The sequence below is a fragment of the Myroides phaeus genome (assembly GCF_900099675.1).
GTDB classification, from domain to species: Bacteria; Bacteroidota; Bacteroidia; order Flavobacteriales; family Flavobacteriaceae; genus Flavobacterium; species Flavobacterium phaeum.
Genome location: NZ_FNDQ01000014.1, coordinates 1 through 15,151 on the forward strand (window position 1 = coordinate 1; position 15,151 = coordinate 15,151).

14 protein-coding genes are annotated in these 15,151 nt (G+C 33.5%); 4 read left to right on the top strand and 10 right to left on the bottom strand.

The genetic code is table 11. The annotated features are described in order from the left end of the window. Nucleotides 1-630: 630 nt before the first annotated feature. The 8 genes from BLT46_RS08320 to BLT46_RS08355 form a co-directional block, all read right to left on the bottom strand. The gene (locus BLT46_RS08320; protein WP_090409063.1) at nucleotides 631-1,269 is read right to left on the bottom strand and encodes a DEAD/DEAH box helicase; all 639 of its coding nucleotides are present in this window, start codon (nucleotides 1,267-1,269) and stop codon (nucleotides 631-633) included. A gap of 3 nt (nucleotides 1,270-1,272) precedes the next feature. Beyond that, a complete protein-coding gene (locus BLT46_RS08325; protein ID WP_090409066.1) occupies nucleotides 1,273-2,436 on the bottom strand; it encodes a sigma-54-dependent transcriptional regulator in 1,164 nt (387 codons plus the stop codon). 36 nt (nucleotides 2,437-2,472) lie between these two features. Continuing rightward, nucleotides 2,473-3,783: an ABC transporter permease gene (locus BLT46_RS08330; protein WP_090409069.1), complete on the bottom strand. Its 1,311-nt coding sequence runs from the start codon at nucleotides 3,781-3,783 to the stop codon at nucleotides 2,473-2,475. 1 nt (nucleotide 3,784) lies between these two features. Continuing rightward, the gene (locus BLT46_RS08335; protein WP_090409072.1) at nucleotides 3,785-4,705 is read right to left on the bottom strand and encodes an ABC transporter ATP-binding protein; all 921 of its coding nucleotides are present in this window, start codon (nucleotides 4,703-4,705) and stop codon (nucleotides 3,785-3,787) included. Between the two features lie 189 nt (nucleotides 4,706-4,894). Then, nucleotides 4,895-6,028, bottom strand: coding sequence for a molecular chaperone DnaJ (gene dnaJ, locus BLT46_RS08340; protein ID WP_090409076.1), 1,134 nt, complete (start codon nucleotides 6,026-6,028; stop codon nucleotides 4,895-4,897). A 36-nt stretch (nucleotides 6,029-6,064) separates the two neighbouring features. After that, a complete protein-coding gene (locus tag BLT46_RS08345) occupies nucleotides 6,065-6,616 on the bottom strand; it encodes a nucleotide exchange factor GrpE (RefSeq protein ID WP_090409080.1) in 552 nt (183 codons plus the stop codon). 185 nt (nucleotides 6,617-6,801) lie between these two features. After that, nucleotides 6,802-7,707, bottom strand: a complete 906-nt coding sequence (locus BLT46_RS08350; protein WP_090409083.1) for a TIGR01777 family oxidoreductase — start codon at nucleotides 7,705-7,707, stop codon at nucleotides 6,802-6,804. Between the two features lie 6 nt (nucleotides 7,708-7,713). Beyond that, a complete protein-coding gene (locus BLT46_RS08355) occupies nucleotides 7,714-8,169 on the bottom strand; it encodes a DUF4442 domain-containing protein (protein WP_090409087.1) in 456 nt (151 codons plus the stop codon). 382 nt (nucleotides 8,170-8,551) lie between these two features. Here BLT46_RS08355 and BLT46_RS08360 point away from each other — a divergent pair, with 382 nt between their 5' ends. Together BLT46_RS08360 and BLT46_RS08365 are read left to right on the top strand one after the other, a co-directional pair. Then, complete coding sequence (locus BLT46_RS08360; protein ID WP_090409090.1) at nucleotides 8,552-8,881, top strand: PadR family transcriptional regulator; 330 nt, start codon at nucleotides 8,552-8,554, stop codon at nucleotides 8,879-8,881. A gap of 4 nt (nucleotides 8,882-8,885) precedes the next feature. Then, entirely contained in the window at nucleotides 8,886-10,403 is a 1,518-nt protein-coding gene (locus BLT46_RS08365) for a PspC domain-containing protein (protein ID WP_090409092.1), read from the top strand. A gap of 130 nt (nucleotides 10,404-10,533) precedes the next feature. Here BLT46_RS08365 and BLT46_RS08370 read toward each other — a convergent pair whose 3' ends face one another. Then, the gene (locus BLT46_RS08370) at nucleotides 10,534-11,235 is read right to left on the bottom strand and encodes a YiaD family glycine zipper/OmpA-like lipoprotein (RefSeq protein WP_090409095.1); all 702 of its coding nucleotides are present in this window, start codon (nucleotides 11,233-11,235) and stop codon (nucleotides 10,534-10,536) included. Nucleotides 11,236-11,255: 20 nt separating this feature from the next. Continuing rightward, entirely contained in the window at nucleotides 11,256-11,714 is a 459-nt protein-coding gene (locus BLT46_RS08375; protein WP_090409097.1) for a lipocalin family protein, read from the bottom strand. Nucleotides 11,715-11,889: 175 nt separating this feature from the next. On the opposite strand from BLT46_RS08375, the gene htpG reads away from it, so the two are divergent. Both htpG and BLT46_RS08385 read left to right on the top strand, forming a co-directional pair. Continuing rightward, nucleotides 11,890-13,746 (top strand): molecular chaperone HtpG, encoded by a 1,857-nt coding sequence (htpG, locus tag BLT46_RS08380; protein WP_090409100.1) that lies wholly within the window; start codon nucleotides 11,890-11,892, stop codon nucleotides 13,744-13,746. 120 nt (nucleotides 13,747-13,866) lie between these two features. After that, the gene (locus tag BLT46_RS08385) at nucleotides 13,867-14,838 is read left to right on the top strand and encodes an EamA family transporter (RefSeq protein WP_090409103.1); all 972 of its coding nucleotides are present in this window, start codon (nucleotides 13,867-13,869) and stop codon (nucleotides 14,836-14,838) included. The last annotated feature ends 313 nt before the right edge of the window (nucleotides 14,839-15,151 follow it).

Consider the following 15,151-nt stretch of genomic DNA (forward strand, 5'->3'; position numbering starts at 1 on the left):
AACGACTATTTAATTCTTCAACTTTTGTAATATTGAAATGCTCTACCAAGTACTCAGGTAGGATTAGTTTTAGTATTTCTTTGCTATCCATCATGGTGCAAATATATTATTTTACAACTTCCTCCCCAACTTTTGTGCTTGATCCAAAACAAATATTACTTTACTGTTAATCAACATATTTAAACGCGAAAACCATCTCCTAAACTTTCGGGTTATTTAAAAAAACAAGTAACTTTAAGAAATTCGCCTTTACTAAGGCATAATTAATGCATATAATTAATTAACCTTAAAAGTGATTAATATGTTTTATTTACTTTCAAATGTATACAGTCCTCTTCTTTTTTACCACGCTATTTTAAACGTGCAACAAGAAGTAGATTTAGCCCCTTTAAAATTGGTATTACACATATCATTTTTAATAGCGCTTTCAGTGGTACTAATTCGTTTGTTAAGAGATATGTTGAAACATAGGCAATCCTTTAAAAATGCTATTCTTAAACGCAGTGGTGCCTTATTCATCATTATCATAACATACATTATCATATTTGCGCTAATTAGTTTCTCTTATGAATAAAAAAAGGGGATTGCTTACACAATCCCCTAAATCATTATTTAATGCTTTTAAAAAGCTTATTCTTCTTCATCTTCTTCGTAGAAATCAAACCACTCAACATCTTCTGTCATTGTTTTGTCAACAAACATATCAATCTGCTCTACGTAATCTTTCATAAAGTAAACACGTTGTGTTTTACCAATACTATCAGACAATCTGAACAAACGTGGTTCTAAGCGATTTCTCAATTGAACATCTACATCATCAATGATGTACATTTGAAGTTGATTTACATCAAAACCAGCACTACTAAACATCTCGTTTAAACGGTTACAAGTACCAATTAAAATATCATTTCCTAAAGACATCTGATTTTTATCCTCATCCAAGTCTGTAAAGTCGTGAACCCCATAAACTTCAAGATCCATCCCTTTTCCATAAAGCTCAAACACTTCCATTAAGCGCTCTACTTCAAACTTATCCTTTACAACAATCAAAACTCTTGTTGCAATTTCTCCTTCAATTGGTCTTTGTAATTTCTGAAGTGCAGCAATAACCATAGCGGTTGTTTTCCCCTCCTCTTTAGGACCTGCGATTACAACATCAATCCCACTTTTAATCTGACCAAAAGTTTTCTTTTGAAGAGTCGTTGGCTCCACTAATCCATTAGCTACCAAGTTCCCTTGTAAAATCTCATTTATCTTTTTTAACTTCATATGCTATTTGTTTGCAAACATCTCAACATCTTGTTTTGAAACCTCTTTGCCTCCTAAAATAATTAATCTTTCTATTACGTTTCTTAACTCACGAATATTACCTGTCCAATCGTACTCTTGCAAAAGACTAATAGCTTCTGCTGAGAATGTTTTCGGACTTGTACCTTGTTCTTTTGCTATCTGACTTACGAAGTGATTTACCAATAAGGGAATATCATCACGTCTATCATTTAGCCCTGGAACCTCAATTAAGATAACTGCTAATCGGTGATATAAATCTTCTCTAAATCTACCTTCTGCAATTTCTTTTCGCAAGTCTTTATTTGTTGCAGCAATTACGCGTACATCTACTTTTAAATCCTTTTCTGCCCCTACTCTTGTAATCATATTCTCTTGTAATGCTCTTAACACTTTTGCCTGAGCAGACAAACTCATATCTCCAATTTCGTCTAAGAAAATAGTTCCTTTATTAGCAAGTTCAAATTTACCTGGTCTATCTTTCACAGCAGAAGTAAATGCTCCTTTGACGTGACCAAATAATTCACTTTCTATTAATTCAGAAGGAATAGCAGCACAGTTTACTTCAATCAAAGGGTTTTGTGATCTTGTACTTTGTAAGTGTAATTGATGAGCTACTAACTCTTTTCCTGTTCCATTAGGACCAGTAATCAATACTCTCGCTTCAGTTGGAGCTACCTTCTCAATCATATCTTTTATAAGGTTGATAGGCTCACTATTCCCTATCATCTCATATTTCTTACTCACTTTCTTTTTCAAGATTGTGTTTTCAACAACCAATTTACTCGTATCTAAAGCATTTCTAACAGTTGTTAATAATCTATTCAAATCTGGTGGTTTTGATATATAATCAAAGGCTCCAAGACGCATTGTATTAACTGCTGTCTCTAAGTCCCCGTGACCGGATATCATTACAAAAACCACTTCTGGTTTTATTTTCTTTGCCTCAACTAACAGTTCCTCACCGTCCATCTTTGGCATTTTTATATCTGAAATAACTAAATCATAATCTTCACTTACGATTTTCTTCAAAGCCTCTTCTCCGTTTTCTGCTGAATCAACAACATAATCAGACGACTCTTCTTCTAATATTTTAACTAAGACTCTGCGAATTGACGCTTCATCTTCAACTATTAAAATCTTTGACATTTTCCCCATAATGCACTACAAATTTCTAAACTTCAATTAATATTTAAGCCATTTATATAGCTCTTTCCACGAAGGTCGCTTACCATACATTAATATTCCAATACGGTAAATCTTCGCTGCTATCCAAACAACAAGAATAAATGTACCAAATAATAAAGCAATAGACAATAAAACTTCCCACATTGGTACACCAAAAGGAATACGCATAAGCATTACAATCGGCGATGTAAATGGAATCATTGAAAATATTGTAGCAATCGAACCGTGGGGGTCTTTTATTACAGTAAAGAATCCAATATACACTCCAAGCATTAAAGGCAATAAAATTGGAAATAAAAACTGTTGTGTATCTGTTTCATTATCAACTGCAGCTCCAATTGCTGCATACAAAGAACTATATAAAAAGTACCCTCCTATAAAGAATACTAAGAAATAAACAAACAAAGAAACTAAAGGTAAAGTCAAAATCTCACCTACATAGTTTTGTACATCAACCATTAACTCTGGAGACATCATAGAAGTAGCTTGTAAAGCTTCTGCTGATGCTACTCCTGGTGTAGCATTTATTCCTAAAACAACACTCGCTATCGTCAATAATACAGCACCAATTACTCCCCAAATTAAAAACTGCAATAAACCAGCCATTGAAGTACCGATGATTTTACCCATCATTAATTGGAATGGTTTCACTGATGAAACAATGATCTCTATAATTCTATTTGTTTTCTCTTCAATTACAGAACGCATTACCATATTTCCATAAATAATAATGAACATCATAATAAAGTAACCAAACAAACCGCCAATAACAATTTTTATTTCATTTAACCCTTTAACAGTAGCTTCTCCTGATGCTTTCGTAAGGTTTAAATTCACATTCGCTTTAGCCTCATCAATTACTTTTAAGTCAATACCACTATCTTTCAGGTTAATGTGTGTTAACTTATCCTCTAATAGTAGTTCTACTTTACTCACAAAGCTTAAACTCGGACTATCATTAGATATATAAGTTATATTTTTTTGGTAATCACCTATACTTTCTGCTTTTGGAATATAGATAATCCCTTCGTATTTTTCTTCGTTTACACTATCTTTCAAGATAGATACATCAACGGCAGATAAATCTTGATACTCAAACTCCTCGTTGCTGACGAATTGATTAACAAATAAACCGCTCTCATCGTGAATAGCTACTTTTTTTGTGTCTCCTTTCAATGTACTTAAGTACCCTACAAATAAAGTTAAGGCTACAAAGAAAAGTGGACTTGCAAAAGTCATTACGATAAATGATTTATTGCGAACTTTTGCAATAAACTCTCTTTTTATAATTAAGGATAATATGCTCATTTTACTTACTTACAGTTTGAATAAAAATATCGTTTACAGTTGGCAACTTCTCTACGAAATGTGTTACCTGACCATTTTGAGATAAAATATACAACAGTTCGTTTGGCATTCTTTCTCCTAAATTAATCTCTAACTGTACCTCATCATTTAAAGACTTAAAAGCTGTTGATTGAAAACTGAACTTATTTTTCAACTCATCGTGTAAGCGTTGTTTATTATCTGTAAGAATTCCAACTTGATACAAATGTGTTCTATATTGACGCTTAACATCAACTAACTTACCTTCAATTAATTTATTTGATTTATTAATCAAAGCGATGTAATCACACATTTCTTCTACACTCTCCATTCTGTGTGTAGAAAAAATAATTGTACTCCCCTTTTCCTTTAACTCAATAATCTCATCTTTAATAATATTCGCATTGACTGGGTCAAAACCAGAAAAAGGTTCGTCTAAGATTAACAACTTAGGTTCGTGAAGTACAGTAACAACAAACTGAATCTTCTGTGCCATCCCTTTAGACAACTCTTGAATTTTCTTGTCCCACCATCCTTTGATATCTAATTTATCAAACCAGTAGTCTAATTGTTTTTTTGCTTCTGCTTTAGACAATCCTTTTAATTGTGCTAAATACATTGCCTGTTCACCAACCTTCATCGTTTTATACAACCCTCTTTCTTCAGGCATATAACCGATATCTTTAATATGGCTTGGATTCAAAACCTGACCATCTAACAAGATTTGTCCTGCGTCAGGATAAGTAATTTGATTTATAATACGGATTAACGATGTCTTACCTGCACCATTTGGACCTAAAAGTCCATATATAGTACCTTTTGGTACAGTTAGCGACACGTTATTTAATGCTATTTTATCGGAGTATTTTTTTACTACATCCTTAACTTCTAATATAGGTTGCATTCGGTCAAGTCTATTAATTTGTGTAAAAATAGTTATTTATTTTATAACTATCAGAGGGAAGAAAAGCAATTTCGATATTATATAAAAAAACCCAACCTTATTTGGAAAAATAAGGTTGGGAAAAATTGCTATGAAAAAGAAAATCCACTGTTTAATAAGTGTCCTGCAAATGTATAAATATTTCTCAGACTAAGAAAACATTTCCTTTACTTTTTCAAAAAAAGATTTTTCACTCTTCGAAGGAGCTGGTTGGAAGTTCTCATCTTCCTTCATACTCTCGAAAAATGCACGTTGTTCTTTTGTAAGTTTTTTAGGAGTCCATACATTCACGTGTACTAACAAGTCTCCGTTACCATAGCTATTCAAGCTTGGTAGTCCCTTACCTTTCAAACGCAATATTTTACCAGATTGAATTCCTTCTTCTAACTTAATGCGCACTCTTCCATTAACAGCATCAATCTCTTTTGATCCTCCTAATGCAGCTTCAGCAAAGCTAATATATAAGTCATAATGAAGATTTTCACCTTCTCTTTTTAATGTTTCGTGTTCTAATTCTTCAATCACAACAAGTAAATCACCTGGTACATTATTTTTACCTGGTGCTTCATTACCTTTTCCTGAAACTTTCAATTGCATTCCTTCAGATACCCCTGCTGGAATTTTGATTGATACTGTTTCTTCATTAAGAATTAAACCATCTGCATCAGCACCTGCTGGTTTGTGATCCATAATCTGACCACTTCCGTGACAAGCACCACAAGGAGATGCAGTTTGCATACGTCCAAATACAGTATTCGCAATCTTAGTTACCTGACCAGAACCATTACAAGTTGGACAAGTTTTATAAGTTACTCCTTGTGCTTGAACTTTGCGTTTAACTTTTATTTTCTTTTCAACACCATTAGCGATGTCTTCTATAGTTAACTTCACCTTAATTCTAAGGTTAGCTCCTTTCACTCTACGTTGACCTCCGCCTCCGCCGAAACCTCCAAAGCCACCTCCGCCTCCGAAAGCACCTCCAAAAATATCACCGAATTGGCTAAAGATGTCATCCATATTCATATGGCCTCCGCCGAAGCCTCCGCCACCGCCAAATCCGCCATCAAATGCAGCGTGACCATATTGGTCGTATTTAGCTTTCTTATCAGCATCACTTAATACTTCATAAGCTTCTGCAGCTTCTTTAAATTTCTCCTCAGCTTCTTTATCACCTGGATTTTTGTCTGGGTGAAATTCAATCGCTTTTTTGCGGTAAGCCTTTTTAATTGCTGCCGCATCTGCACTTTTATCTACACCAAGTATTTCGTAATAATCTTTTTTCATCGTTGTAAACTCTTTATATATTTTGCTTTTGAAAGATTATTGTCCAATTACAACTTTAGGGAAACGAATAATCTTCTCTCCTAATTTATATCCTCTTTCAATTACATCAACAATTTTCCCTTTCATATCATCTCCTGCCGGAATTTGTGTCACTGCTTCTGCCACATCTGCATCAAAGTTATCTCCTGCTTTCAAAGCTACTTCTTCTAATCCTTTGCTTGACAATGTATCTTTGAACTTGTTTGAGATTAATTTAATTCCTGTTAAATGATCACTTTCTCCGTGTTTTTCTAACTCAGTTACTGCACGATCAAAGTCATCCATTACAGGTAATAAAGCTGACATAACTTCTTCTCCTGCTGTTTTAAACAACTCAATACGCTCTTTAGCAGTTCGTCTCTTATAATTCTCAAATTCAGCAAATAAGCGAATAAATTTATCTTTTTCTTCAGCCAATTTTATAGTCATTTCTTCTTCAGCGCTTAATTGCTCAGTTGTACCTTCTGCAGCTGCTCCTTCAGTCGTTTGATCTACATCTTGTTGAATTTCCTCTTGCTCTTTGTTTATATCTTTGTTCTCAGTATTCATAGTTTAGACAAATTAAATTTTATAATTTACACTCACTAAATAGCAAATCCTTTGCCAACTTGCTTTCTCTGTCATAATGACATTTTTTAGTCAGTTAGTAAAATTCTATCCTACTGCTATTTACTCTTCTTTCTTCCTAAAAACAACTACCTATGAAACAAAAAAATGTGCCTAAGCACATTTCTCTATTTATATATGTCTTGCAAAGCAGTCTTTAATTCGCAATAGTTAAACACATATCCTGCTTTTTCAATTTTTGCACTACTTACGCGTTGTCCTTCTACAACAAGTACTGCTTTTTCTCCAATTACCATTTTTAAAACCCATTTAGGTACTGCTGGTAACAAAATCTTTTTATTCAAAACCTTTGACAAGCGAATGGTAAATGATTTATTTGTTTCTGGTTTTGGAGCAACGGCATTGTAAACACCTTCTTTTTCGTGTTTTGTCAAAAACAAAAATATACCTACTAAGTCTTTAATATGTATCCACGAATAAAACTGCTTTCCATCTCCTAATACACTTCCCATATACCAATTAGTCATCTTGGCAATTTGAGGTAAAGCTCCTCCTTCTTTAGCAAGAACCAAACCTATGCGTACTAAGCTCACTTTAACTCCTATTTCTTGAAATTTCAAATTAGCAGCCTCCCATTGAGAAACAACACTTCCCAAGAAATTATCTGCTTCAAAATACTGTTCTTCACTTTGCCACTTACTACTATTTGCATAAAGGCCAACAGCAGATGAACAAACAATCTGTTTAACAGAATGTGTTTTTTTAGCCAACTGCTCGTAAATAAAATTACTGGGAACAATACGGCTTTCTACTATCTTCGCTTTTCCCGTTTTTGACCACGATTCCGAAATATTTGACCCCGCTAAATGTATGATGGTATATACCTCATCAAAAGCCTTTTCTTCTATCTCTCCTTTGTAAGGATTCCAATAAAAGCCTTTTGCTCCAATAAACACACCTTCTTTCTTCTCTTTATTAGTTGTTAGGTAATTGACTTCATATCCCTCTTCTAATAGTTTATGCACCAATTGCTTTCCTATCAATCCAGTCGCACCTGTAACTAAAATACGCATAGTCTCTTATTTTTTAACCTTCAATGTCCACTCAAAGTTCATAACAGAAACTTGCTCTCCTTTCTCATTTTTACCAATAGATTTCATCCATACTGTAACACCTTCCCCAGTAGCAATCGCCTTAGCAATCGCTTCGTCTAATAACGCTCCATCAACGCATTCAAAGTAAATACGACCGGTTGCTTTTTTGGTAAACGAACTATTGTTGTTAGCAACTAACATCGATATCTTCTGTCCGCTCTCTTGTATTTTTCTCATTACTAAAGCTCCAGTTGATAATTCTGCCGCCATAGCTTGTACTGCAAAATACATTGATCTAAACGGATTTTGATTTACCCATTTATGCTTAACTGTAGTAACAGCAGTAGTGTTACTAATCTCTTTCATACGCACTCCTGTCCAATAAGCAGAAGGCAATTTGAAAAATAAAAACTTATTTATGTTTGAAACTGTAAACTCCATTCTTTTAGATTTTTACTAAATATACAAAAAAAGTTGAATGATTTACTTTCTTCATTTTTTCCTGTAAATACACTTTTTTAGACTTATATATCTTCTTTTAAAAGGGGGTAAATTACTTTCAAACCAAAATATATATATCTAATATTCTACTTGACACAAAATAATCTTCTTAATCCTGAAATAATTAAAACTGCCTAAAACAAAAGACAATACAAAAACAAAATATTAATAACCAACAAGTTATAACCTAAAAACACTCCTTACAGAAGTATATTCCTTTTTTTACAACTGTTAAATACTTGTTAATTTACAGTACTATGTAATACAAAGTACCTGCTTTTAGATATATCTTTGCATAAGAAACAAAGACCAAGAAGTAATTATGAATATAGAAAACACTAAAGCACAAATGCGCAAGGGAATTTTAGAGTTTTGTATTCTTTCTATTTTAAAACAGAAAGATTGCTATACCTCTGAAATACTGGATGAACTAAAAAGCGTAAAGCTGGTTGTTGTTGAAGGAACTGTTTATCCTTTACTAACACGACTTAAAAACGACGATTACTTGTCTTATCGATGGGAAGAATCTGTCTCTGGTCCTCCTCGCAAGTATTACAAACTAACAGAAAAGGGAGAAGAGTTTTTAAACGAACTTGCTAAAACCTGGTCTGAACTTGCAAATGCAGTAGAAGCTATAACCTCAAAAAACTAACACGATGAACAAAACATTAACTGTAAATATAGGTGGATTAGTATTCCACATTGACGAGAATGCTTACCACAAATTAGACCGCTACTTACAAGCGATCAGACGTACCTTCGCTCAGGAAGAACAAGATGAAATTATTCACGATATCGAAATAAGAATAGCTGAATTATTCAATGAGAAAATTACAGATACTAATCAAGTAATTACAGAGAGCAACGTAGAGGAAGTTATCAATATTATGGGAAAACCTGAAGATTATATCCTTGACGATGAAGAAACTATAAAAACAGAATACATCTACACTGGACAAAAAAAGCTATACAGAGATACAGATAGAGGTGTTATCGGAGGTGTATTAGCTGGTTTAGGACATTACTTCAAAATTGATGTTGTTTGGATTAGAATTTTATTCGCTTTTTTATTGGTATTCTACGGAACAGGTGTATTACTATACTTAATCTTATGGATTATAATTCCTGCTGCAAGGACTACTTCTCAACGTTTAGAAATGGAGAGAGAACCTATCAATATTGAGACTATTGAAAGAAAAGTTAAAGAGAATGTTTCTTATGTTACTAATAAAATCAACGATATTGATTATGATAACATCAAAAGGCAAACTCAAGTAGCAGGGGAAAAAAGTGGTAAGTGGATTAGATATATATTTGGTATTGGGTTCATCGCTTTTAGTGCAATTAATTTATTAACGATTATAATTGCTGCCATTGGAGTGTGGGTAAACAAAGATTATATCTTAGCTGAAACAGCTGCTGAAGGGGTTCCATTCTTTTTATTCTCTGAAGCAAACTATGGTAGAACAATAGCATTAGCATTTATGTTAGTTACCTTGCCATTTATTGGATTATTAATTATTGGATTGCGTTTAATCTACACCAATATCAAATATGTAGCGGCTACAATTATCTCGTTAATTATTATCTGGTTTATTACATTAGGACTATTTGCTATTCCGTTTGCCAATGCTAAGAACTGGGAAGATTTAGGCAATCAAATGGACAGACAACGCGTGGAGAGACAAACTAACTTTACCTTTTACGATACAGATAGTTTAAACATCAAATTTGTTGACGCTGCTTACTTTAATTCAAATCGCACTACTACTGATGGCTTTGAAGTAATAGACACAGCAAACACATTGCCAATTGAAATAGAATTACTACCTTCTTTTCAAGATGAAATCTACGGAAAAGTATCGGGTACTAACTTTGCTGAGGCAAGATATACAAAGAAAGGAAGACAGTCTGAATTAGTCTATTCTAATGAAATACAAGCTATTCAGTTTGAACAAAAAGACAATGTACTATTAATAGCAAGTAGTTTCAATAATAACAAAACATCAGAGGCTAAACTAAAATACTCTATTTACATCCCACAAGGAAAAAGTGTTTATATCAATGAGGTAGTGAAAGCAGCTTTGATTGACCAACAACAAGTAAATGAAGCTAATCATTGGTATAAAATGCAAGAAGACCAAACCTTAACTTGTGTTGATTGCTCCCTTTAAAAGGAAACCAACACGTGTTATGATAAAATATTTTTCAATTATTACCCGTAGTTTTTACAAACTATAAACCACAAAAAAAGGGAAAGAAGTACAGTACTTCTTTCCCTTTTTACTTTATGAGAAAACTCAATTAACGAACACCAGATTCGTTTTGAGCATCTTGAATCATTTTTTCGTTAGCACGAATACCAAACTCTACACGTCTATTAAGAGCTTGTCCTGCTTTAGTCTCGTTAGAAGCAATTGGATCAGCAATACCAAAACCATCTGCAACCATACGATTAGCAGCAATACCTTGTTGAATTAAGTATTGTTTTACAGAAGCAGCTCTCTTTTTAGATAAACTTAAGTTGTACTCTTCTCTCCCTGTAATATCAGTATATCCGTAGATATCAATATATGTATCTGGGTTTTCTTTAAATACTTTAACTAATTTATCAAGATTTGCTTTTGCTTTTGTAGTCAATGTAGCAGAGTTAATATCAAAGTTTACAGAGTTTTCACCCAATACTAATTTGATACCCTCTCCAACTCTTTCAACTTGTGCACCTGGAACAGTTTGCTCAATTTGACGAGCTTGTTTATCCATTTTGTTTCCGATTACTCCTCCTGCAGATCCACCGATAACTCCACCTAAAACAGCACCAAGAGCTCCGTTTCCACCTTTACCAATGTTATTTCCTAAAATACCACCAATAATAGCTCCACCAGCTGCCCCAATTGCAGCACCTCTTTGTGTCTTGTTTGAATTCTGTACAGCTTCACATCCAGTGAAAGTAAAAGAAGTTGCAAGCAATGTACCTGCTAATACAAACGTGGTTACTTTTTTCATCTTACTTATTTTTTATTTTTTTAGTTTTTTTCGAAATGATATGTCACATCATAAGTTTGTCCTCCTGCGTAGAATTTATCCACAAGTTCAAACGAATTTGCGGTTTGATTTCTCACTTGCATCGAGTATCCTGTAGTAACGTGTTTCGCTTTTACACCCTCATCTACAAACTTAAATTCGAAACTTCCGTTTGGTGTTACTGTCCATTTGAACGAGCTTTCAAAGCTTGGACAATTTCCTCCTTGAGTTAAAGCTACGTTTCCTGAATTATTGTTTGAAACAAACTTCCACTGACTACCAATAAAACATTGAGAGTCTGCAATATTGAAAGAGTTTACTTTCACAAATTCACCACCAATATGTTTGATATTTGTCAATGTCCAATTCCCCTTAATTCCAACTTGTGATTTTGTATCCATTGTTGGTTTACAAGACGCCATTGCTAACGCTACAGCTCCAAATAATAATACTTTTTTCATATCTCTTTTTTTTACATTAAATACATAGTTACAAAATGTATACCCAAAAATAGTGAATATTTAAACACTCTGACTTAAATCTGACAAAATGACACTCTAAATCCTTTGGTATCTTTTTTGTCCTAAGTACATCACAAAAATATTAAAAATTCAAATACTAAATAAACATACAATTATGACATCTGGAAAAATTAACGTTACAGTGGAGAATATATTCCCACTTATTAAAAAGTTCTTGTACAGTGACCATGAAATTTTTTTAAGAGAGTTAATATCTAATGCTACTGATGCTACTTTAAAATTAAAGCATTTAACAAGCATTGGAGAAGCAAGCGTTGAGTATGGAAACCCTATTATTGAGGTAAAAATCGACAAAGAAAACAAGAAACTTCACATTATCGACCAAGGTATTGGTATGACGAAAGAGGAAGTTGAAAAATATATCAATCAAGTTGCTTTCTCAGGTGCTGAAGAATTCCTTGAAAAATACAAAGATTCTGCTAAAGACACAGGAATTATCGGACACTTTGGTTTAGGTTTCTACTCTGCTTTTATGGTAGCTGATAAAGTTGAAATTTTAACTAAATCTTTCAAAGATGAGCCTGCTGCACATTGGACTTGTGATGGTAGCCCTGAGTACACTTTAGAGGATTGTGATAAAACGTCAAGAGGTACTGAAATTATTTTACACATTGCTGAGGATTCTTTAGACTTCTTAGAAGAGTCTAAAATCAGCGGACTTTTAACGAAGTACAACAAATTTATGCCTGTGCCAATTAAATTTGGTACACACGAAGAAGGTGAAGGTGATGATAAAGTTGTAGTAGATACAATTATCAACAACCCTAACCCAGCTTGGACAAAACAACCATCTGAATTAACGGATGAGGATTACAAAAACTTCTACCGTGAGTTATATCCAATGCAATTTGAAGAGCCATTGTTCCACATTCACTTGAATGTTGACTTCCCATTTAACTTAACGGGTATTCTTTACTTCCCTAAGTTGAGTGCTGATCTTCAAATGCAAAAAGACAAAATCCAGTTATACCAAAACCAAGTGTTTGTAACGGATAACGTAGAAGGTATTGTTCCTGAATTCTTGACAATGTTAAAAGGAGTAATTGACTCTCCAGATATTCCATTGAACGTATCAAGATCTTACTTACAAGCAGACGGAAACGTGAAAAAGATTTCTAACTACATCACACGTAAAGTAGCTGATAAGTTGAAATCTTTATTCAACGAAAACAGAGCTGACTTTGAAGCAAAATGGAACGACATTAAAATCGTTTTAGAGTACGGAATGTTATCTGAAGATAAATTCTATGAAAAAGCTGGTGCTTTTGCTCTTTACCCAACGGTAGATAACAAATACTATACTTTAGAAGAATTAAAAGAAGCTACTAAAGCCAACCAAACTGACAAGGATGGCAACTTAGTAATTCTTTATGCTTCTAATAAAGATGCACAACACAGCTATATTGCTGCTGCAAAAGATAAAGGATACGAAGTAGTGTTACTTGACTCTCCTATCGTTTCTCACTTAATCCAAAAGTTAGAAAGCGATAATGAGAAAATGACTTTTGCTCGTGTAGATGCTGACCACATCAGCAACTTAATCAAAAAAGAAGAAACAGAGATTTCTAAACTTTCTGAAGATGAACAAAAATCATTACAAGAAATCGTAGAAAACATCGTTCCTAAAGATAAATATACAGTGAAGTTACAAGCTATGGATAGCACAGCTGAACCATTTATCATCACACAACCTGAGTTCATGAGAAGAATGAAAGAAATGAGCCAATCAGGTGGTGGCGGTATGTTCGGTATGGGTAACTTGCCTGAAATGTACAATGTAGTTGTAAATACAAACTCTGAGTTGGCAAGTAACATTATCAACAATACTAATGAGGAAGAAAGAACAACAAACATTAAACAAGCAATGGATTTAGCTAAACTTTCTCAAGGTTTATTAAAAGGAGAAGAACTTACTGAATTCGTAAAAAGAAATTTCAACAAATTGAAATAAGAGTTAACGCACTTCAAATCAAAAGCCTATAGATTCATTTCTATAGGCTTTTTTTGTTAGACAATTGTCCTAATTCGCTCAAAAAATATTAAGTACCTTTGCACAGCAAAATAATAAAAGATGAAAGAACAGAATATAGTAAAAGGAGTTTTCTTAGTAGCTATTGGGGCTTCAAGTTTTGGAATGCTGGCCTCGTTTGTAAAATTAGCTTATCAACACGGATACACAACTGCTGAAGTTACCTTATCGCAAGTTGTATTAGGTTTAGTGGGAATGTTAATCATTAATATGATTCGCAAAAAACAACCTACTGATCTTAAACCTACCAAAAAAGATATCAAACAGTTAATGCTTGCTGGTACATCAATGGGGTTCACTTCTGTGTTATACTATATGGCAGTAAGTTATATCGACGCTTCAATTGCGGTAGTACTATTAATGCAATCTGTTTGGATTGGTGTTGTAATCGAAAGTGTTATTACAAAGACCTTCCCAAGTTTATTAAAAATCGTTGCTGTTTGTTTAATTTTATTCGGAACAGTCTTAGCGACTAATGTATTAGCAAACGAAATTAACTTAGACATTAGAGGGGTAATCTTTGGTTTCTTAGCTTCTTGTTCATTCGCAACTACAATGTTTGCGTCTAACGTAGTGGCAAACCACCTTCCTGCTCCTAAGCGTAGTTTATTTATGTTATGTGGTGCATTTATCATTGTGGCGATTTTCGTAATCCTTACACAAGTAGGTCCAAATAACTCTGACGCAATGATGGGATTGTTTAAGCAATTCTCTGACAATACTACTGGTATTAGAGATTTCAATTGGAATATTTTCTATACGTGGGGATTATTGTTAGCCTTGTTTGGTACAATCTTACCTCCTATCTTCTTAAATATGGGATTCCCTCATACTGGAGTAGGACTTGGAAGTATTATCTCTTCTTTAGAGCTTCCGGTTTCGGTGAGTGTTGCCTTTTTAGTATTAGGAGAGCAAGTAATCTTAATCCAATGGGTTGGAATTATCTTAATCTTAAGTGCTATCTTCTTAATGAATAGTTCACTTATCTTTAAAAGTAAAAAAGTAGAAGCTTAACCAAAAGCTCAAAACATATCAAATAGCAAAAGCCTCCCTATTCAGGAGGCTTTTGTTATTTCACCCCTATTTTTCACACTTACTTCTTACTATTTTTAATCTTTTACCTCCCTATCCCCCTTTTATTTTATTTCTTTTCTAAGATTTACCCCGCCTTTTTTAAGTACAATTGGCGAATATAAAACACTGTTACAAAAGATTTTATCTATCATTAAAAATATTACTATCAAATTATCTTATACTTAAATAAGGACAATCATTGACAAATACTACTTATCCCCTGCTTAGCGAGATACATTTGCAGTGTACAAAA